Origin of the sequence: Pseudomonas sp. (assembly GCF_035512415.1) — a bacterium.
In the GTDB taxonomy this organism is placed as follows: domain Bacteria; phylum Pseudomonadota; class Gammaproteobacteria; order Pseudomonadales; family Pseudomonadaceae; genus Aquipseudomonas.
Genome location: NZ_DATKDZ010000047.1, coordinates 18794 through 39348, shown reverse-complemented (window position 1 = coordinate 39348; position 20555 = coordinate 18794). Strand labels below are relative to the sequence as shown.

Genomic DNA, 20555 nt, shown 5'->3' with positions numbered 1-20555 from the left:
GACGCGATTGTACGGCGGCTTGCGCGCTTGTGCGCAGCCAGACCAAAGCCTGGCTGCGCCACATGCTGACAGTCCGTTCAGAGGTGCTGGGAATTAAGGTGGTAGAAGGTCACCCGACCGCCTTCGGTGCTTGGGCCGTAGTTATCCTGTACATAGGCCCCAGCTTTGAAATACAGCAACTGCTTGCTCCAATAAGCGCTCAATTCCTGGTAGTACGAACCCTGATCGCCGTCGCTGCTGCTGACCCTGACGCCGAGATTGCCGCTTGGGGTCAGGCGCAGCTCATAGCTGAAGCGCTCGTCCAACTGGATGTTCTCCGCGAGCAGGATATTGACCACCTTGTTGTCGCCCGGACGCTTGCGCAGCAGCAGTTCCAGGCGGCCGACGTCGTTCAGGTAGTGATACTGCAGCTTGATCAGCGGGTCGGCGTAGCTGCCGGGTTCATCCTTGCTATGGATCTGGCCGAGAACAACCTTGTTCTTGCTTGGCACCTGATTGACTGTCAGTACCGCGCTCAGATAGTTGTCGGAATTGGCGTGGTGCCAGTTGCTCAGCGTGCCGTCGGCCTGGGTTTCGCGCAGCTCGCTGCGTGGGTAACGGCTGTTGTCGGTATGGGTACCGTTGACCGGGACCCAGAAGGTCACGCTGCCGTCGGCGTTACGGCGAAAGTACTGGCTTTCATAGCCATTGTTGAGCCGTTCGGTGGTGATAAGGGGGGCGGAGTCGTTGGTGGGGATGCTGAGGTTCCAGGTCGTGAGGTCGAGCACGGCTGTTCCTTAGTAGGTTGTGTGGGTGAGGGGACTCCTTTCGGTGGCTGCAGGCGCGGTAAGTTCCCTGGGGGCCGATCGACGGGGCCAAGCGGTCCGCAATCCGCCGTGACAGGCGGATTGCGGGAGCGGCCATCAGGCTGCCGGGCGTTGCTGGCGCTGGTAGAGGAATTCCATCACCGCCGCCCGGTAGGCGTGGTACTGCGGGTCGTTGGCCAGAGCCAGGCGTTCACGGGGGCGCGCCAGCTCGACCTTGAGAATATCGCCCACGGTGGCTGCCGGGCCGTTGCTCATCATCACGATGCGGTCGGACAGCAGCACCGCCTCGTCGACGTCGTGGGTGATCATGATCACCGTGTTGCCCAGTTCGGCGTGGATCTCCATCAGCGAGTCCTGCAGGTGGGCACGGGTCAGGGCGTCCAGCGCGCCGAAGGGTTCGTCCATCAGCAACACCTTGGGTTGCATGGCCAGGGCGCGGGCGATGCCGATGCGCTGTTTCATGCCGCCGGAGATCTCGCTGGGGCGCTTGTGCGTGGCGTGGCTCATATGCACCAGTTCGAGATTGTGCTCGATCCATTCGCGCATTTCACTGCGCGATTTCTTGCCCTGGAACACCTGGCGCACCGCCAGCTCGACGTTCTGGTAGCAGCTTAACCAGGGCAGCAGGCTGTGGTTCTGGAATACCACGGCGCGCTCGGGGCCCGGCTCGTCGACCTCACGGCCGTCGAGGATGACCCCGCCGGTGGTGGCCTTGTACAGCCCAGCAACTATGTTCAGTACGGTGGATTTACCGCAGCCGGAGTGGCCGATCAGGGAAACGAATTCGCCCTTGTCGATACGCAGGTTGACGTTCTGCAGTGCGCGGTACAGGCCCTTGTCGGTGGGAAAGTCGATGCCGACGCCGGTCAGTTCGAGGTGTGAATGGCTCATGGGAAGTCTCCTGATTAGCGCAGTACGGCATTCTTGTCCCAGCTGAACTGACGTTGCAGCAGGAGCATAAGGCGGTCGAGGGCGAAGCCGATCAGGCCGATGACGATTACCGCCACCATGATCCGCCCGAGGGAGTTGGAGCTGCCGTTCTGGAATTCGTCCCAGATGAACTTACCCAAACCCGGGTTCTGCGCCAGCATCTCGGCGGCGATCAGTACCATCCAGCCGGTACCCAGGGACAGGCGCAGGCCGGTGAAGATCATCGGCACGGCGGCCGGCAGAACGATGCGCCGCACATGCGACATGGGCGACAGGCTGAGCACCTTGCTGACGTTGTTCAGGTCCTGGTCGATGCCGGCCACGCCCACCGTGGTGTTGATCACCGTCGGCCACAGGCAGCACAGCGCCACGGTGATCGCCGAGGTGAGGAAGGACTTGGCGAACAGCGGATCGTCGCTGACGTACAGGGCACTGACCAGCATGGTTACCAGCGGCAGCCAGGCCAGCGGCGACACCGGCTTGAACACCTGGATCAGCGGGTTGATGGCGGTGTAGATGCTCTTGCTCAGGCCGCAGACGATACCTAGCGGAATGGCGATCAGCGAGGCGATGGCAAAGCCGGCCATCACGGTGTAGAGGCTGGTGAAGATCTGCTGAATAAAGGTCGGCTTGCCGGTATAGGGCCGCACCTTGATCTCGGCGTCGGGGTTTTTCGCCAGCAGGGCGGCGTTGCGTGTGTCCTGGCGCTCGTAGAAGACCCGGGCCTTTTCACGCTCCTTGAGGTGCGCACCGACCAGGCCGGAAAACTGTTCGGAGACCTGTACCGGGCCGGGGAACTGGCCGAGGCTGGTCTGAATATTGTTGGCCAGCAGTTGCCAGCACAGCAGAAAACCGATGATGCCCAGCATGGGCAAGATCAACGCCGGTGCCCAGCGCTTGAGGAGCGCACTGCTGCGCGCCGACTTGAGTGTTGCAGTTATCGGGGTGGCGACGCTCGGGTTGCTCATCGTCCTGTCCTCTTTGTTAGGAGGGAGCCGGCGTACCGGCTCCGGGAGTGCCTGTGTAGCAGTCCGTTGAAAAACGTAGGCGAGGCAGTCGAGGCGAGGCAAAAACAGGCGAAGAAGCGGAGTTTACGTGTTGTAAATGAGCATTCTGAGCCTGTTTTTAACGACGCATCGGCAACGCAGGTAGTTTTTCAACAGCCTGTTAGAGCTGCGTGTCGCCCTTCAAACCGATCTCGAACTGCTCGAGGTAGGCATTGGGCTTGCGACCGTCGTAAGGCACACCGTCGATGGTGTCGGTCAATGGCGCGCGGAAGCCGTCGTCACCGACCGGCGGGAAGTCGCTGGCGCTGAACTTGCCTTCTGCCACCAGTTCGGCAGCGGCTTCGCGGTAGATCTCCGGCAGGTAGACTTTCTTGGCCATCTCCAGGTACCAGTTGTCCGGCTTGGCTTCGGCGATCTGGCCCCAGCGGCGCATCTGCGTCAGGTACCACACGGCATCGGAGTAGTAGGGGTAGGTGGCGTGGTAGCGGAAGAACACGTTGAAGTCCGGCACCTCGCGCTTGTCACCCTTCTCGAACTCGAAGGTGCCGGTCATCGAGTTGGCGATCACCTTGGCATCGGCCCCCACGTACTCGGGACGGGAAAGGATCTCCACCGCTTCCTGACGGTTGGCGTTGTTGTCCGCGTCCAGCCACTGGCCGGCGCGAATCAGCGCCTTGACTACGCGCTTGTGGGTTTCCGGGTTGGCTTCGGCCCAGCTCTTGGACACGCCGAAGACTTTCTCCGACATGTTCTTGCGGATCGCGTAGTCGGCCACTACCGGCACGCCAATACCCTTGAACACGGCGGCCTGGTTCCATGGCTCGCCGACGCTGTAGCCGTGGATGGTGCCGGCTTCCATGGTGGCTGGCATCTGCGGCGGCGGGGTTACCGAGAGCAGGGCCTTGGCGTCGATCTGGCCGCTGGTGTCGCCCTTGTGCGGGGCGTAGTAGCCAGGGTGGATGCCGCCGGCGGCGAGCCAGTAGCGCAGTTCGTAGTTATGGGTGGACACCGGGAACACCATGCCCAGGTTGAACGACTTGCCGCTGGCGTTGAACTTGTCGATCACCGGCTTCAGAGCGTCGGCCTTGATCGGGTGCACCGGCTTGCCGCCTTCCATCGGCACATGCTTCTTCATCTCCTCCCAGACCGCATTGGAGACGGTGATGGCGTTGCCGTTGAGGTCCATGGTGAAGGCGGTGACCACGTCGGCCTTGGTGCCGAAACCGATGGTGGCACCGATCGGTTGGCCGGAGAGCATATGCGCGCCGTCCAGTTCGCCGTCGATTACCCGATCCAGCAGCACTTTCCAGTTGGCCTGGGCCTCCAGGGTGACGTACAGCCCTTCATCCTCGAAGAAGCCTTTTTCATAGGCGATGGCCAGCGGGGCCATATCGGTCAGTTTGATAAAGCCGAATTTCAGTTCGTCCTTTTCCGCCTCGGCGGCGAGGGCGATCTGCACACTTAGTGGCGACAGCAGCATGACGGCGGCACAGCCGAGTCCGGCCAGGGTTTTCTTCAGTAGCGAACGGCGAGCGGTGGAGTTACGCATAGTGGTTCCTCAGGTCCCAGAAACGAAAAAAGACGTCGCGGACAGCCCTGCCAGTAGTTGGCCGAGTGTCGTTGACGTCTTTGTCAATTTCGTCCCGATCACCGCCGTTGGCGATCTGAAGACGTGTGTAAGTGTCTTGAGGAGGTATAAGCAAAGGGCTTGCCAGGTTTACATCGGGGATGGCAATGACGCCCTTGGGGATGGGTTTGGAGGCGTGAGAGGTAATCTAGAATAGATTTATATAGTGATATAAATCATATAGTTAATGTTTATATATGATCTTTAATCGAGGTTGTGTGGTCTGCGTGCAAATGCTCATGCCACTGGCCCACTGGCCTCCATAACAGGGCGTATGGGCCATTGGCGTGCATGTGCGAGCGGTGCTGAGCGCTTTTGGTTCGTCTGCCGGCCCTGGGGTGTTAGCGCCTCAGGCCCTGTACTCCTGGCGCTGGGGTATGGATCGGGGCTGCGCCTCCTCGACGAACTCCTTGAGCCAGCGCAGTACCTGCACCGCCTCCCAGCGAGCGGGGTCGAACATGGCATAGGCCAGCCCCTGGTAACCGACCACATCGAGCTGCTTGTGGTAGCCGGCACGCTGCAACAGGGCCTCGATTTCGGCAAAGCAGGTATTGAAGTGCACCCGGGAGAACGGCGTCTTGCCTTCGGTGACGATCCCTTCCAAGTGCAATTCGGCGACCGTGGCACGGACCTTTTCCAGCGGCATGCGGTTTACCGTGTGCTTTAACTGCAGTACGTCCAGCATCCTTGTTCTCCTGGTTGATGTCTGGGTTGGGCCGGGCGTGCAGCGTTGCAGGCCTGGCGCAATGAGCGGGACTCAGGGTAATCGAAAAGTACTGTACAAATAAACAGTATTCGATAATAGTAAGGCCGTACCCCAGATTTACCGCCTGCCCGTACCCCCTGAAAGCCGCTGCCGGAGTAACTGACAATGCAACAGATGCTGATGACAATTGTGCTGCTGGGCCTGCTGAGTGGTTGCGCCCAGCCGCAGCTGGAACAACCCAGGGCCAATGGCACCTATCTGGTGATCGAGGACGGCCAGGCCTGGGCCGTGCTGGTGTCCGATGGCAAGCGGGTGCAGGAACAGGGCCGGGTGGTGGATACGATCAGACTGCCGAGCAAGGATGCTCGCGTTGCCGCCAGTTATGTGATCGAAACGGCCAACTGCGGCCGGGTGCAATGGCTGAGCGAGCGCTCGGATGCCGCCGATGGCAGCACCACACTGATGTCGCTGCACAGCAATAGCAGCCGCAGCCAGCTAAGCCAGAGCGGTTGCGTGATTGGCGACGGTCTCAGCCGGGTATGGACGGTGCTGGATTATTCGAGCTGACCGCCCCGCAGCCCTGCCAGCGCGAGACACGTACGGGCAGAGAGCGGGACTTTTCAGACGCCAGGGCCGGCAGACCCTGGCAGGCCACTAGCTATCGGCAGCCTTGCGCGGCTTGCCTGCGGCCGGGGGCTGAACCAGGCCATCGGCGCGGAACATCGCCTTGATGCCGCGAATGGCCTGACGGCTACGGTCCTGATTCTCGATCATGGCAAAGCGCACATGGTCGTCGCCGTAGTCGCCGAAGCCGATGCCGGGTGAAACGCAGACCTTGGCCTCCAGCAGCAGCTTCTTGGCGAACTCCAGCGAACCGAGATGGGCGTACTGCTCGGGAATCTTCGCCCAGACGTACATCGAGGCTTTGGGGTTTTCCACCATCCAGCCGATCTCGCGCAGGCCCTTGACCAGCACGTTGCGGCGCTGGCGGTACTGCTCGGCGATATCGCGCACGCACTGCTGATCACCTTCCAGGGCGGCGATGGCCGCCACCTGCAGTGGGGTAAAGGTGCCGTAGTCGTGGTAGCTCTTGATCCGCGCCAGGGCGTTGACCAATTCTTTATTGCCTACCATAAAGCCGATGCGCCAGCCGGCCATGTTGTAGCTCTTGGACAGGGTGAAGAACTCCACGGCAATGTCCTTGGCACCTGGCACCTGCATGATCGACGGGGCCTTCCAGCCGTCGTAGACGATGTCGGCGTAGGCCAGGTCGTGGATCACCAGCACGTCGTACTGCTTGGCCAGGGCCACCACCCGCTCGAAGAAGTCCAGCTCCACGCACTGCGCGGTGGGGTTGGAGGGAAAGCCGAGGATCATCATCTTTGGCTTGGGAATCGACTCGCGAATTGCCCGCTCCAGCTCGGCGAAGAAGTCCACGCCGGGAATCAGCGGTACCGAACGTACCTGGGCCCCGGCGATCACCGCGCCGTAGATATGGATGGGGTAGCTGGGGTTGGGCACCAGCACCGTGTCGCCATGGTCCAGGGTGGCCAGCATCAGATGCGCCAGGCCTTCCTTGGAGCCGATGGTGACGATGGCTTCGCTTTCCGGGTCGATCTCCACCGCGTAGCGGTCTTTGTACCAACGCGAAATGGCCCGGCGCAGGCGCGGAATGCCGCGGGAGGTGGAATAGCCGTGGGTGTCTTCACGCTGGGCGACCTGCACCAGCTTCTCGACTATATGCGGCGGCGTGGGGCCGTCCGGGTTGCCCATGCTGAAGTCGATGATGTCTTCGCCACGGCGACGCGCGGCCATCTTCAGCTCGGCGGTGATATTGAAAACGTAGGGGGGGAGTCGATCGATGCGCGCAAAGCGGCGCGAAGCTTGGTCAGCCATGCTTTCCTCGGAAACGTAAGCGCCCGGAACCGTCCGAGCGACGTTGGCCACTGCGGTGGCCAGGCGGCGACGATAATACGCGGCACCTCAGCCTGTCGAGCGGGCGACGAAAAATCTCTGTGGATCCTTCCTCGCTCGCTCAACGACAACAGACCCTAGGGCTTGACCAAGATCGAGAACTTCTTCGAATAGGTACTGCCGTTGGCGTCGGTCACGCGCACCATAAAGGCATTGGGCCGATTAGTGCCCGCGCCGGCAGCCGGTGTGCCGCTGATGGTGCCGTTGCGCTCCAGCAGCAAGCCCTGAGGTGGAAAGCCGCTGACCAGCGACCAGCTGCCAGCACCGGTACCGCCGCGAAATTTCAGCCGAGCTGTATAAGCCCTGCCGACTTTGGCGTTGGGCAATGCGGCCTTGCTGGTGATCGGCATGTCATTTTTTGGATGGCTGGTGGCCAGGCGGTAAAACTTCACCAAGGCACCATCGGTGCTGCTGGTGCCGTAGGTGTGCAGGTATGCGCCGGCTTTGAAGTAGAAGGTTTCGCTATCCCAGGACGGGTCCATGACCATGGTGGCGGGTGTGCCGTTGTTCGCCGATACCGATGCCACCGCCAGGCTACCGCTCTGGCGCTCGACGCGGATCTGGTAGGTAAAGACCTGGCCCAGTTTGATGCCGCTTGCAACCTGATACTGCCAGAACGGCGGGCCCTGAATCGGCGTACCTTGCAACTTGGCCATGACCACACCAGTCTGGGTCTGCGCGTCGTATCTGTAATACACCAGCACCAGGGGTGCCGAGCCATGGCCGTGAACCTGGCCAACAATCACAGTGCCATCCTCACTCGGCACCTGCATCACGCGAAGCTGTGCATCGAGTAGCGCGGTGCCATTGCTGTCCCAGTTAATGTGATTACTGGACGGATCGATCATTTCGCGCAATTCCGAGCGCGGATGTTTGGACCCGCCGCTGGTTGCGCCGTTGAGGGGGGCCCACATGGTCATCGCGCCGTCCGTGTCGGTATAAAGCGATGGTGGGTTGCTATAGCCGTTGGGCCCGCTCAGGGCTGAAGGCAGAATAGTCAGTGGTTTGCCCTTTACGCCGTTGTTGGCATCCACTGGAATAGTGATGTTCCAGTTTTCCAAGGCGAAGTTGCCACCGGGGGGCAGGGCGGGATTCAGTTCGGCAAGAACTTGACCGCTAAACAGGCCGATTAAGGCCGATGGCAGCAATAAGCTGCGGGTAGCTGGGTTTTTAAGCATTACGGGATCGTCCTGATTCGTATAGCTGAGAGGTGGAGCCGCTCTTATCGCGACCTTGCGATGGGGTGTGGGGGTCACAGCGTGCGGATGCCGATGCTAGACGCACCGGCGAGCTACCTGTTCAGTGACAGAGCGGTGCCGGAAAGGTTCGCCGATAGCCGGATAAACCTGTGTGTTGTGCTCAGAAGCGTCGCTTGGCATCAATCAGGCGACACCGATGGATGGGAAGGTGCGCGTCGCAGCTGCGCAGTTCTTTTACGGGAGATGGCCTGCCGAGCAGGACAAAGCGCTCAGCCGGGCGCTAGGCGGCCCGGCGTTTATCCACGGCTCAATTACCCAGCATGTCGTGCATGGCGATGATCTGCTCGGCCACCTGCACCAGTTTCTGCTGGCGGCTCATGGCCTGACGGCGCATCAGGGTGTAGGCCTCTTCTTCGTTGCAGCTCTTCATTTTCATCAACAGGCCCTTGGCCAGTTCGATGCGCTTGCGTTCGGCCAGCTGGGCATCGCGGGCCTGCAACTGGGCGCGCAGGGCCTGGTCGCTCTCGAAGCGGGCCATGGCCACATCAAGGATGGGTTGCAGGCGCTGGGCATGGATGCCCTCGACGATATAGGCGCTGACCCCACTCTGGATGGCCTGACGCATTACGCCTGGGTCGTGTTCGTCGGTGAACATGACGATGGGGCGCGGCTGGTCGCGGCTGACCAGCACCACCTGCTCCATCACATCGCGGCTGGGGGATTCGGTGTCGATCAGGATCACATCGGGGCGTACCGCCTCGACTCGCTCCGGCAGGTCGATGGTCAGGCCGGACTCGTCGATAACCTCGAAGCCGGCCTCGATCAGGGCGGTTTTCAGCCGGCCGACCTTTTTCGGTGTGTCGTTGATCAGCAGGATACGCAGCATCTCAGTGGCTCTCTTCTAGGGCAGCCACGGCGCTTTCGGCCAGGGCATTGAGGGCAAAACTGCGGGCATAACCGGCCGGGTCGCTGCCGTCCCAGGTCTTGCCATCGAGCAGCCGGCTGCTGCGCATCTCATCCGGCACCTGGATATCCAGGGCCGCGGCGGCCTGGCGGTACAGCTCAAGCTGCTGTACCTGGCGTGCCAGCGCGAGGTAATCGGGGTCGTCGCGCAGCAGGCCCCAGCGGCGGAACTGGGTCATAAACCAGATGCCGTCCGACAGGTAGGGCATATTCACCCGCCCGTCGGCATGGAAGCGTAGCGGATGCGGGTCCAGCCAGGCATGGCCGAGACCGTCCTGGTACTGGCCGAGAAAGCGCGGTTGGATCGCCGAAAGCGGCGCATCGACATAATCACTGCCGCTGAGCAATTGGGCGGTGCTGCGCTTGTTTTCCTCGTTCTCGTCGATAAAGCGGCTGGCCTCCAGGACGGCCATAACCAGAGCGCGGGCGCTGTTGGGGTGCTGTTCGACAAAGCTGCGGGTGCAGCCCAGGACTTTTTCCGGGTGGTCCGGCCAGATCGACTGGCTGGTGGCCAGGGTGCAGCCCATTTGCTCGTCCACCGCCTGGGCGCTCCAGGGTTCGCCGACACAGAAGCCGTCGATGCGCTGTGCTTTCAGGTGCGCCAGCATCTGCGGCGGTGGCACCACCACGCTGTCGACATCGGCAAGCGGGTGAATGCCTTGGCTCGCCAGCCAGTAATAGAGCCACATGGCGTGGGTCCCTGTGGGGAAGGTCTGGGCGAAGGTCAGTTTTGCACCGCCCTGGTGCGCCCGTGACGCCAGTGCGTCGCCGCTGCACACGCCCGCGGCCTGCAGGGCCGGCGACAGGTTGATGCTCTGACCATTGTGGTTCAGCCCCATCAATATCGCCATGTCGGTGGCGGGTGCGCCGCCGAGCCCCAGTTGTACGCCGTAAATCATGCCGTAGAGGCTATGCGCCGCATCCAGCTCACCGCTCAGCAACTTGTCGCGCAAGGTGGCCCAAGAGGCCTGGCGCTGCAGGTTGAGGGTCAGACCGTGCTTCTCGGCAAAGCCCTGGGTGGCGGCGACGATCACCGATGCCGCGTCGGTCAGGGCCATAAAGCCGATATTCAGTACGCGCTTTTCCGGTACTTCACTGCGGCTGATGTCGTGCTCGCTCATGGTGCTTTTCCTTGGTCCACGCAAAAAAGTGCCGTGCCAATGGCTGAGCTTGTCAGCGACTGGGACGACACCATTGTCTATCAAGTCGTTTCCGCCGTTGGAAAGACTTGTCTGGCTATGGCAAAGCAAGGCATATGCCATTTGCCTGGATGGTGTCGATAAGCCTGAAAAGAAAAAGCCCCGCACAAGGCGGGGCTTCTCTTTACCGGTGTAGCGCGATGCGTTGCTTCGTTAGGCTTGAACGACCGGGATATTGGCGTTCGCAGCAGCTTCACGGAACTCGGCGATCTGGTCGAAACTCAGGTAGCGGTATACGTCCGCTGCCATGGTGTCGATTTTCTTCGCGTAGACCATGTATTCCTCAACAGTCGGCAGTTTGCCGGTGATTGCTGCAACAGCCGCCAACTCGGCCGAGGCCAGGTAGACGTTGGCACCATCGCCCAGACGGTTGGGGAAGTTACGGGTCGAAGTCGACACCACGGTGGAGTTCGCTTCAACGCGTGCCTGGTTACCCATACACAGCGAGCAGCCCGGCATTTCCATGCGCGCGCCAGCTTTGCCGTAGATGCCGTAGTAGCCTTCTTCGGTGAGCTGATGCTGGTCCATCTTGGTCGGCGGCGACAGCCACAGACGAGTCGGCAGGGTACCTTCGACTTTTTCCAGCAACTTACCGGCAGCGCGGAAGTGACCGATGTTGGTCATGCACGAACCGATAAACACTTCGTCGATCTTCTCGCCCTGAACACTGGACAGCAGACGAGCGTCGTCCGGGTCGTTCGGTGCGCAGAGAACCGGCTCGTTGATGTCGGCCAGGTCGATTTCGATGACTTCGGCGTACTCAGCGTCCTTGTCAGCTTCCATCAGCTTCGGATCGGCCAACCAGGCTTCCATCGCTTGAGCGCGACGCTCCATGGTGCGCGCATCGCCGTAGCCTTCGCTGATCATCCAGCGCAGCAGGGTGATGTTCGACCGCAGGTACTCGGCGATGGCCTTTTCCGGCAGCTTGATGGTGCAACCCGCAGCGGAACGCTCGGCAGAGGCGTCGGACAGCTCGAAAGCCTGCTCAACGGTCAGCTCGTCCAGACCTTCGATTTCGAGGATGCGGCCGGAGAAGATGTTCTTCTTGCCTTTCTTCTCGACGGTCAGCAGGCCTTTCTGGATGGCCACGTAAGGGATGGCATGCACCAGGTCACGCAGGGTGATGCCTGGTTGCAGTTTGCCCTTGAAGCGCACCAGTACCGACTCCGGCATGTCCAGCGGCATTACGCCAGTGGCAGCGGCGAAGGCAACCAGACCGGAACCGGCCGGGAAGGAAATACCGATCGGGAAGCGGGTGTGCGAGTCACCACCGGTGCCGACGGTGTCCGGCAGCAGCATGCGGTTCAGCCAGCTGTGGATGATGCCGTCGCCAGGACGCAGGGACACGCCGCCACGGGTGCGGATGAAATCCGGCAGGGTGTGGTGGGTGGTGACGTCGATTGGCTTCGGATAGGCAGCGGTGTGGCAGAACGACTGCATGACCAGGTCAGCGGAGAAGCCCAGGCAAGCCAGGTCTTTCAGCTCGTCGCGGGTCATCGGGCCAGTGGTGTCCTGGGAGCCGACGGTAGTCATCTTCGGTTCGCAGTAGGTGCCAGGGCGCACGCCTTTGCCTTCTGGCAGGCCGCACGCTTTACCGACCATCTTCTGCGCCAGGGTGAAACCCTTGGTGCTGGCAGCAGGCGGCTCAGGCAGCTTGAACAGGTCGGTTGGGCCAAGGCCCAGTTCGGCACGGGCCTTGTCGGTCAGACCGCGACCGATGATCAGCGGGATACGGCCGCCAGCGCGGACTTCGTCGAGCAGTACTGGGGTCTTCATTTCGAAGGTGGTCAGTACTTCGTCGGTGCCGTGCTTGCAGACTTTGCCAGCATGCGGGTACAGGTCGATCACGTCGCCCATGTGCATGTTGGAAACGTCGAATTCGATTGGCAGAGCGCCGGCATCTTCCATGGTGTTGTAGAAGATCGGAGCAATTTTGCTACCGAAGCAGAAGCCACCAGCGCGCTTGTTCGGCACGTTGGGGATGTCGTCACCGAAGAACCACAGCACCGAGTTGGTGGCGGATTTACGCGAGGAGCCGGTACCGACTACGTCACCGACGTAGGCGATCGGGAAGCCTTGGCCGCGCATGGTTTCGATCTGCTTCATCGGGCCGATGGCACCTTGCACGTCAGGCACGATGCCTTCGCGGGCCATTTTCAGCATGGCCAGGGCGTGCAGCGGGATATCTGGGCGCGACCAGGCATCAGGAGCAGGGGACAGGTCGTCGGTATTGGTTTCGCCGGTGACCTTGAATACGCGCAGGCTGATCTTGTCGGCCAGGGTCGGGCGGTTCTTGAACCACTCGCCGTCAGCCCAGGATTGCAGCACGCCTTTGGCGTGAACGTTGCCGTTCTTGGCTTTTTCCGCGACATCGTGGAAGGCGTCGAACATCAGCAGGGTGTGCTTCAGTTGCTCGGCAGTCACGGCAGCCAGTTCGCTGTCGTCGAGCAGCTCAACCATAGTGGCGATGTTGTAACCGCCCTGCATGGTGCCCAGCAGTTCAACAGCGTGGTGCTTGCTGATCAGTGGGGAAGTGACTTCGCCTTTGGCAAGGGCAGAGAGGAAACCGGCTTTGACGTAGGCGGCTTCATCGACGCCTGGCGGTACGCGGTTGGTGATCAGGTCGAGAAGAAAAGCTTCTTCGCCGGCTGGCGGGTTTTTCAGCAGCTCGATCAGGCCTGCGGTTTGTTCGGCGTTCAGCGGCTGGGGCACGATACCCTGAGCGGCACGCTCTGCTACATGTTTGCGATAGGCTTCAAGCACAGTTATTACCCTCATCAGTGGTCCCAAAGGGTTGTCCGGGACGCGATCCAGAAAACAACAAACCAGGCGCTTCGTGGCTTTATGGGCCGCTCAGCCGAGGTTTTGCTGCTTTCTTGCAGAAGCTGTTTTCAAAGTTTTACGCCGGCAGGACGGGCTGGATGAGGGCTGATGCCGACGCTTGAAATGGAACTCAAGGCCGGCATCAACATCGAACCTGCAGGATTGACTGTGCTCGTGACGCTTTGAAAACAGCTTCCAACGGACATTGCTGCCTATTAAAGGCGGGCCGATTCTACTGGAAAGCTTTTATAAAGTTAAGCCAAAGGCCCCGCTTATCTGGGGGTGATCTGCCTTAGACAAAGGGCTAAGATGCCAGCCTTTCCGCCAGTATCAATACCCCTTGTCATGTCCAATCAGCGTATTAAAACCCCTTGTGTCGGCCTGTGCTCCACTGTTTACGGCGATCTGGTGTGCCGTGGCTGCAAGCGCTTCCACCATGAGGTGATCCACTGGAACGGCTACAGCGACGAGGAAAAATATGCGGTATGGCTGCGTCTGGAAGTGCTGCTGGTGCAGGTGATGGCGGCCAAACTGGAAGTTTTCGATACGCAGCGCCTGCGTACTCAGCTGGAGCAACGCAAGATCCGCTTCGTGCCACACCAGTCGCCTTACTGCTGGGCTTATCAGCTGATTGCCCGTGGTGCGCGGGTAATCAGCCAGCTGGATGCCTACGGCATGGTGCTGCTGCCGGAGTTCCGCGACTGGGGCTTGCCCGAGTTGCGTGATGCCATCGACCGGGAGTTCTTTCTGTTGTCCGAGGCTCATTACGAGCGCTATATCGCGCCGCGATTTCTCCTCGAAGGGCTGGAAGTGCGGGGTTAAGGCGCCTCGCTCAAGCGGTTTTGCCTTCAGCGCGAAATGCAGCCAGGGCCGTTCCGGCCAACGGCGCGCCTCGTAGCCCGGATAAGCCTTGGCGCAATCCGGGGGCACACCACCCGGATTACAGCCGCGAATACGATAAAGCCGCTCCATTGGGCGGCTTTATGCTGTTGCGGTTACCCATTAAGTGCTGGATCAGTGCTGAGCGACCAGCTCTTCCAGGTGGGCGATGATTTCATCGGGCTTGAGCACCAGCACATCGCTTTCCAGCGAGTCGAGAATCACCTCGGCAGTATTGCCGATCAAGGCACCGGAAATCCCGGTGCGCGCTACGGTGCCGATTACCGTGACGCCGGCATTGAGCCGGTGGGCCATCTGCGGAATCAATACATCGGCCGGACCTTCGGCGATATGCAGGCGTTCATCGCTGATCTCGTACTCGGCCTGGAAGGCCTTGCACTGGTCGCGATAGCGCGCCTCGATGGTTTCCTTGAGTTGGAAGGTCGGGTCGGCAGCCGAAAGCATGGGCGCGGGGTGGGCGCTGATCACATGCAGCTCGGCCTTGGCCAGAGCGGCGATATCGAAACCGTGGCTGACGATGCTGGTGTGCAGGGTGCGGTGCTCGCCGTCGGCATTACCCACGTCGACCGCCGCCAGGATCACGCTGCCCGCCCAGGGTTTGTCGGTTTTCACCATCAACACCGGGCCTGGGCAGTAGCGCAGCAGCTTCCAGTCATCCGGGGTGAGCAGGGCCTTTTTCAGCGGGTTGTCCGGGTAGTGCTGCTTGATCACCAGGCCGCAGCCCTCAGCCTGCTGCACGCTGATGATGGTCTGGTGCAGATTCTCATGCCATGACTGCTGACTGGAGGCGCTAAAGCCTTCGCTGCCGAGTTGGCCGGTCAGGTCCTGCAGGTAGGCGGTGTGATCATTTTTCTTGTCGCATACCAGCAAGTGCAGGTGTGACTGGGTAACGCCGGCAATCAGCTTGGCGCGTTTCAGGGCCAGCCCTTCTGGCCGGTCGGGTTCCACTACCACCAGAATGCTGCGAATAGCTTGCATGATCATCTCCATGTGCAGTCAGTTGTGCTGTTTATCACTATAGATCGCTGTCGCTCAGTTGGTACTTGATCGGTGTCAATCGAGTGGTGGTTCGCGCGCTCACTCGTATAATGGCGGCCTTCTAGCTGTATCACTCCCGCCCGTCTGATTTTGTGAATTTATGTATCTGTTAGCCGAAATCGATTCTCTGCCGCAGCGTTTTGCCTGCGTACCCAGGCCTTGCCTGATTGCCCATCGTTGCCTGGCTATAGGGGGGAGGTCATGAGTCTGCCGGAAATCCACGAGTTTCTTGGCTGCCGCACGCCGGATGCCTGGATCGCCGCCGCTTTGGCTGACCAGCAGACCCTGCTGATCGATCACAAGAACTGCGAGTTCAAGGCCGCCAGTACAGCTCTGAGCCTGATGGCCAAGTACAGCACCTATGTCGATCTGCTCAACGCCATGTCGCGTCTGGCCCGTGAGGAGCTGGTGCATCACGAGCAGGTGCTGCGCATCATGAAACGGCGCAAGATCGGTCTGCGTCCGGTGTCGGCGGCGCGCTACGCCTCGGGCCTGCGCAAGATCGTACGCACCCATGAGCCACTCAAACTGGTGGATACCCTGGTGATCGGGGCCTTTATCGAGGCGCGCAGTTGCGAGCGTTTTGAGGCCTTGGTGCCGCATCTGGATGAAGAACTGGGCAAGTTCTACTTCGGCCTGCTGAAAAGCGAGGCGCGGCACTTTCAGCATTATCTGAAACTGGCCTATCAGTACGGCGACGAACAGGACGTCAACCAGGCCATCGAGCGGGTGAGGGCGGTGGAGCGCGAATTGATCGAATCGCCGGACACGGAGTTTCGCTTTCACAGCGGTGTACCGCCGCTTTGAGCCTCTGCTCGTTTATAGGTTAAAGGGCAGCTGGTTAAAGCCCTTTTTGTCTACCTGCAGGGCCCAACCCTGCTTGTCCCAGTCGCCCAGCACAATGCGTTGCGCCGCCTGGCCGTTAACGTGCAACTGGTGAGTGGCTGGCCGGTGGGTATGTCCATGAATTAGCGTACGCACGCCATGGGCGGCCATGATGCGCAGCACTTCGTCTGGGGTAACGTCGACTATATCGCTGGCTTTCATGCGCGTCTGCGCGCTGCTTTCATTGCGCAGCTTGCGCGCCAGTTTTTGCCGTGTACTCAGCGGCAGGTTGCGCAGGATAAACAGCGAAACCGGGTTGCGCAGCCAGCGACGCAGCTTCATATAGCTCGTATCCCGCGTGCACAGGCTGTCGCCGTGCATCAGCAGCACTCGCTCGCCGTTAAGTTCGATGACGCTGGGGTCGGGTAGCAGCCGGCAACCGGCTTCCTGGCAGAAAGCTTTGCCGAGCAGAAAGTCGCGATTGCCATGCATCAGGTAAATGCGTGTGCCGCGCTCGCTGAGTTGGCGCAGGGCTTGGGCAATCGAGCGTTGAAAGGGGCTGATGGCGTCGTCGCCGATCCACACTTCGAAGAAGTCGCCGAGGATATACAGCGCCTGGGCCTCAACTGCGCGGGTTTCGAGGAAATGCAGAAACGCCCGGCTGATGTCCGGGCGCTCCTGTTCAAGATGCAGATCGGAAATCAGTAGTATCACTCAACGATCTCGGCACGCTCGATGATCACGTCATCAACCGGTACATCCTGGTGGCCGGATTTGCTGGTGGTGGCCACCGCCTTGATCTTCTCGACCACGTCCATGCCTTCAACCACTTCACCGAACACCGCGTAGCCCCAGCCTTGTACGGTCGGCGCGCTGTGGTTGAGGAAGCTGTTGTCGCCAACGTTGATAAAGAACTGGGCGGAAGCCGAATGCGGCTCCATGGTGCGGGCCATGGCCACGGTGCCGATCTTGTTGGCGACGCCGTTGTTGGCTTCGTTCTTGATGGTGGCACGGGTGGTTTTTTGCTTCATGCCCGGCTCGAAACCGCCGCCCTGGATCATGAAGTTGCTGATCACGCGGTGGAACACCGTGTTGTCGTAATGGCCTTCCTGGACGTACTGCTTGAAGTTGGCCACGGTTTCCGGGGCTTTGTCTTCGAACAGATTCAGGGTGATAACGCCGTGGTTGGTGTGCAGCTTGATCATGTAGGTAGTCGCTCTGTCGATAAAACCGTGAGCCGGCTCAATTTCCTTTGTTTACGCTGCATTAGCAGCACGCAAAGGGCACTGAAGCGGTTCTTGGGCCTGTCAGGGGGTTGACAGCTTCGGCTATGATAAGCGCTTTGTTTTAGTCGGCCTACCCTGAGCGCCTGTTCCGATCCGCTGAGCTTCGGCCCAGCGGCTCATCAACGGCCTGCCAAGCCGCGTCACGCAACCGTTAAGGACACCATGAGCAAGCCTACCGTCGAAAAAGCCGCCAACTTTCTGCGCCCCATCGTCCAGGCCGATCTGGACGGCGGCAAGCACGCCAAGATCGTTACCCGTTTCCCGCCGGAACCCAATGGCTACCTGCATATCGGCCACGCCAAGTCGATCTGCCTGAACTTCGGCCTGGCCCAGGAGTTTGGTGGCGAGTGCAACCTGCGCTTCGACGACACCAACCCGGCCAAGGAAGACCAGGAATATATCGACGCGATCAAGAGCGACGTGCAGTGGCTGGGTTTCCAGTGGGCCGGCGAGGAGCGCTACGCCTCCAACTATTTCGACCAGCTGCATGCCTGGGCCGTTGAGCTGATCAAGGCCGGCAAGGCCTTTGTCTGTGACCTCAATGCAGAGGAAATGCGTGCCTATCGCGGCAACCTGACCGAACCGGGCAAGAACAGCCCGTTCCGCGAGCGCTCGGTTGAAGAGAACCTCGACCTGTTCGCCCGTATGAAGGCCGGCGAGTTCGCCGATGGTGCCCGTGCCCTGCGCGCGAAGATCGACATGGCCTCGCCGAACATCAACCTGCGCGACCCGATCCTCTACCGCATTCGCCACGCCCATCACCACCAGACGGGCGATAAGTGGTGCATCTACCCGAGCTATGACTTTACCCACGGTCAGTCGGACGCCATCGAAGGCATCACCCACTCGATCTGCACCCTGGAGTTCGAGGACCACCGCCCGCTGTACGAGTGGTTCCTCGCGCAACTGCCGGTGCCGGCGCAGCCGCGTCAGTACGAATTCGCCCGTCTGAATCTCAACTACACCATTACCAGCAAGCGCAAGCTCAAGCAGTTGGTTGACGAAAACCACGTCAATGGTTGGGACGACCCGCGCATGTCGACCCTGTCCGGCTTCCGCCGTCGTGGCTACACGCCGGCTTCGATCCGTACCTTCTGCGACATGATCGGCGTCAACCGCGCCGGCGGCGTGGTCGATGTGGGCATGCTCGAGTTCGCCATCCGTGATGACCTGGATGCCAACGCGGGCCGCGCCATGTGCGTGCTCAAACCGCTCAAGGTGGTCATCACCAACTACCCGGAAGGCAAGGTCGAGAACCTCGAACTGCCGCGCCATCCCAAGCAGGACATGGGCGTGCGTGTGCTGCCGTTCAGCCGCGAGATCTATATCGACGCTGGCGACTTCGAAGAAACTCCGCCGGACGGCTTCAAGCGCCTGATTCCCGGTGGCGAAGCGCGCCTGCGCGGCAGCTACGTGATTCGCGCCGACGAAGCGATCAAGGATGCCGACGGCAATATCGTCGAACTGCGCTGCAGCTACGACGAAAACACCCTGGGCAAGAACCCCGAAGGCCGCAAGGTCAAGGGCGTGATCCACTGGGTGCCGGCGGCTGAAAGCGTCGAGTGCGAAGTGCGCCTGTACGACCGCCTGTTCCGCTCCGCCAACCCGGAGAAGGACGAGGACGGCGGCAGCTTCCTCGACAATATCAACCCGGATTCGTTGGTGGTGCTTAAGGGTTGTCGCGCCGAACCATCGCTGGGCGAAGCCGCACCGGAAGAACGCTTCCAGTTCGAGCGCGAAGGCTACTTCTGCGCGGACATGAAGGACAGCAAGCCGGGTGCGCCAGTGTTTAACCGTACCGTAACGCTGCGTGACTCCTGGGCCTAAGGCCCAGTCGCTCTGATTAGAACCGGGCCGGTACGCTGGTCCGCGGTTTCCAAGGAACTGCAATGCTCTCGATCTACAACACGCTGACCAAAAGCAAAGACGTCTTCAAACCGCTGGTGGGTAACCAGGTGCGCATGTATGTGTGCGGCATGACGGTTTACGACTTCTGTCATATCGGTCATGCGCGGGTGATGGTGGCGTTCGATGTGGTGACTCGCTGGTTGCGCCATCGTGGCTATGAGGTGACCTACGTGCGCAATATCACCGACATCGACGACAAGATCATCAAACGCGCCAATGACAACGGCGAGCCGTTTGAAGCGCTGGTCGAGCGCATGATTGCGGCCATGCACGAAGACGAGGCGCGCCTTAACGTGCTGCGCCCGGATCAGGAGCCCCGTGCCACCGGGCATATCGCCGGTATGCATCAGATGATCCAGACCCTGATCGACAAGGGCTTTGCCTACGCGCCCGGTAATGGTGACGTGTATTACCGCGTCGGCAAGTTTGTCGGTTACGGCAAGCTGTCGCGCAAGAAGATCGAAGACCTGAAGATCGGCGCGCGTATCGAGGTTGATGAAGCCAAGCAGGATCCGCTGGACTTCGTCCTGTGGAAAGGCGTCAAACCGGGCGAGCCGAGCTGGGCGTCGCCCTGGGGCGCGGGCCGTCCGGGCTGGCATATCGAGTGCTCGGTGATGTCGACCTGCTGCCTGGGTGAGACTTTCGATATCCATGGCGGCGGCCCGGACCTGGTGTTCCCGCACCACGAAAACGAAATCGCCCAGAGCGAGGCCGCCACCGGCAAGCTCTACGCCAATGCCTGGATGCACGCCGGCGCGGTGCGTGTGGATGGCGAGAAGATGTCCAAGAGCCTGGGCAACTTCTTCACCATTCGTGAGGTGCTGGAGAAATATCACCCGGAAGTGGTGCGCTACCTGCTGGTGTCCAGCCACTACCGCAGCCCGATCAACTACTCCGAAGACAGCCTGCGTGAAGCCAAGGGTGCGCTGGAGCGTTTTTATAACGCGCTCAAGGGCCTGCCCGCAGCGGCTCCGGCGGGTGGTGAAGCCTTTGTCGAGCGTTTTGCCGCGGCCATGGACGACGACTTCAACTCGCCGGAAGCCTGCGCCGTGCTGTTCGAGCTGGCCCGTGAGATCAATCGCCTGCGTGACAGCGATCTGCAGGCTGCTGCCGGTCTGGCGGCGCGGTTGAAGGAACTGGCTGGGGTGCTCGGTGTTTTGCAGCTTGAGCCTGAGGCTTTCCTCCAGGCCGGTGCTGCCGGCAAGGTCGATGCTGCCGAGGTTGAAGCCTTGATCGCCGCGCGCCTGCAAGCGCGTGCCGAGAAGAACTGGGCAGAAAGTGATCGCATCCGCGACCAGATCACCGCCATGGGCGTGGTACTGGAAGACGGCAAGGGCGGCACTACCTGGCGTTTGGCTGAGTAA

At 60.8% G+C, this 20555-nt stretch carries 18 protein-coding genes; 5 read left to right on the top strand and 13 right to left on the bottom strand.

The window, feature by feature from the left end:
- Nucleotides 1–77: 77 nt before the first annotated feature.
- The 5 genes from VMP31_RS23175 to VMP31_RS23155 all read right to left on the bottom strand — a co-directional run bounded on the left by VMP31_RS23175 (nucleotide 78) and on the right by VMP31_RS23155 (nucleotide 5055).
- Nucleotides 78–767, bottom strand: coding sequence for a polysaccharide lyase family 7 protein (locus tag VMP31_RS23175; protein ID WP_325510182.1), 690 nt, complete (start codon nucleotides 765–767; stop codon nucleotides 78–80).
- Nucleotides 768–902: 135 nt separating this feature from the next.
- The gene (locus tag VMP31_RS23170) at nucleotides 903–1697 is read right to left on the bottom strand and encodes an ABC transporter ATP-binding protein (RefSeq protein WP_325510180.1); all 795 of its coding nucleotides are present in this window, start codon (nucleotides 1695–1697) and stop codon (nucleotides 903–905) included.
- A gap of 14 nt (nucleotides 1698–1711) precedes the next feature.
- The gene (locus VMP31_RS23165) at nucleotides 1712–2704 is read right to left on the bottom strand and encodes an ABC transporter permease (protein ID WP_325510178.1); all 993 of its coding nucleotides are present in this window, start codon (nucleotides 2702–2704) and stop codon (nucleotides 1712–1714) included.
- 199 nt (nucleotides 2705–2903) lie between these two features.
- Entirely contained in the window at nucleotides 2904–4292 is a 1389-nt protein-coding gene (locus VMP31_RS23160; RefSeq protein WP_325510176.1) for a CmpA/NrtA family ABC transporter substrate-binding protein, read from the bottom strand.
- A 427-nt stretch (nucleotides 4293–4719) separates the two neighbouring features.
- A complete protein-coding gene (locus VMP31_RS23155) occupies nucleotides 4720–5055 on the bottom strand; it encodes a transcriptional regulator (protein ID WP_325510174.1) in 336 nt (111 codons plus the stop codon).
- A gap of 186 nt (nucleotides 5056–5241) precedes the next feature.
- On the opposite strand from VMP31_RS23155, the gene VMP31_RS23150 reads away from it, so the two are divergent.
- Nucleotides 5242–5643, top strand: coding sequence for a hypothetical protein (locus VMP31_RS23150; RefSeq protein ID WP_325510172.1), 402 nt, complete (start codon nucleotides 5242–5244; stop codon nucleotides 5641–5643).
- Between the two features lie 87 nt (nucleotides 5644–5730).
- Here VMP31_RS23150 and alaC read toward each other — a convergent pair whose 3' ends face one another.
- The 5 genes from alaC to acnB all read right to left on the bottom strand — a co-directional run bounded on the left by alaC (nucleotide 5731) and on the right by acnB (nucleotide 13174).
- Complete coding sequence (alaC, locus tag VMP31_RS23145) at nucleotides 5731–6972, bottom strand: alanine transaminase (protein ID WP_325510171.1); 1242 nt, start codon at nucleotides 6970–6972, stop codon at nucleotides 5731–5733.
- A gap of 155 nt (nucleotides 6973–7127) precedes the next feature.
- Entirely contained in the window at nucleotides 7128–8306 is a 1179-nt protein-coding gene (locus tag VMP31_RS23140) for a polysaccharide lyase family 7 protein (protein WP_325510170.1), read from the bottom strand.
- A 250-nt stretch (nucleotides 8307–8556) separates the two neighbouring features.
- Nucleotides 8557–9135 carry an ANTAR domain-containing response regulator gene (locus VMP31_RS23135; protein ID WP_325510169.1) on the bottom strand — a complete coding sequence of 193 codons (579 nt, stop codon included), beginning with the start codon at nucleotides 9133–9135 and terminating at the stop codon, nucleotides 8557–8559.
- 1 nt (nucleotide 9136) lies between these two features.
- Complete coding sequence (locus tag VMP31_RS23130) at nucleotides 9137–10333, bottom strand: CmpA/NrtA family ABC transporter substrate-binding protein (protein ID WP_325510167.1); 1197 nt, start codon at nucleotides 10331–10333, stop codon at nucleotides 9137–9139.
- A gap of 231 nt (nucleotides 10334–10564) precedes the next feature.
- Complete coding sequence (acnB, locus tag VMP31_RS23125) at nucleotides 10565–13174, bottom strand: bifunctional aconitate hydratase 2/2-methylisocitrate dehydratase (protein ID WP_325510223.1); 2610 nt, start codon at nucleotides 13172–13174, stop codon at nucleotides 10565–10567.
- A 405-nt stretch (nucleotides 13175–13579) separates the two neighbouring features.
- On the opposite strand from acnB, the gene VMP31_RS23120 reads away from it, so the two are divergent.
- A complete protein-coding gene (locus VMP31_RS23120) occupies nucleotides 13580–14056 on the top strand; it encodes a DUF1289 domain-containing protein (protein ID WP_325510165.1) in 477 nt (158 codons plus the stop codon).
- Nucleotides 14057–14248: 192 nt separating this feature from the next.
- Here VMP31_RS23120 and VMP31_RS23115 read toward each other — a convergent pair whose 3' ends face one another.
- Nucleotides 14249–15112 (bottom strand): universal stress protein, encoded by an 864-nt coding sequence (locus VMP31_RS23115; RefSeq protein WP_325510163.1) that lies wholly within the window; start codon nucleotides 15110–15112, stop codon nucleotides 14249–14251.
- A gap of 261 nt (nucleotides 15113–15373) precedes the next feature.
- Here VMP31_RS23115 and VMP31_RS23110 point away from each other — a divergent pair, with 261 nt between their 5' ends.
- On the top strand, nucleotides 15374–15979 hold the full coding sequence (locus tag VMP31_RS23110) for a tRNA-(ms[2]io[6]A)-hydroxylase (protein ID WP_325510161.1): 606 nt from the start codon (nucleotides 15374–15376) through the stop codon (nucleotides 15977–15979).
- A gap of 12 nt (nucleotides 15980–15991) precedes the next feature.
- Here the strand turns inward: VMP31_RS23110 and lpxH are convergent, their stop codons facing one another.
- A complete protein-coding gene (lpxH, locus tag VMP31_RS23105; protein ID WP_325510159.1) occupies nucleotides 15992–16711 on the bottom strand; it encodes a UDP-2,3-diacylglucosamine diphosphatase in 720 nt (239 codons plus the stop codon).
- A complete protein-coding gene (locus tag VMP31_RS23100; protein ID WP_325510157.1) occupies nucleotides 16708–17202 on the bottom strand; it encodes a peptidylprolyl isomerase in 495 nt (164 codons plus the stop codon). Before VMP31_RS23100 ends, lpxH begins: the two co-directional genes overlap by 4 nt.
- A 243-nt stretch (nucleotides 17203–17445) precedes the next feature.
- On the opposite strand from VMP31_RS23100, the gene VMP31_RS23095 reads away from it, so the two are divergent.
- On the top strand, nucleotides 17446–19110 hold the full coding sequence (locus VMP31_RS23095; RefSeq protein ID WP_325510155.1) for a glutamine--tRNA ligase/YqeY domain fusion protein: 1665 nt from the start codon (nucleotides 17446–17448) through the stop codon (nucleotides 19108–19110).
- A gap of 62 nt (nucleotides 19111–19172) precedes the next feature.
- Complete coding sequence (gene cysS / locus VMP31_RS23090; protein WP_325510153.1) at nucleotides 19173–20555, top strand: cysteine--tRNA ligase; 1383 nt, start codon at nucleotides 19173–19175, stop codon at nucleotides 20553–20555.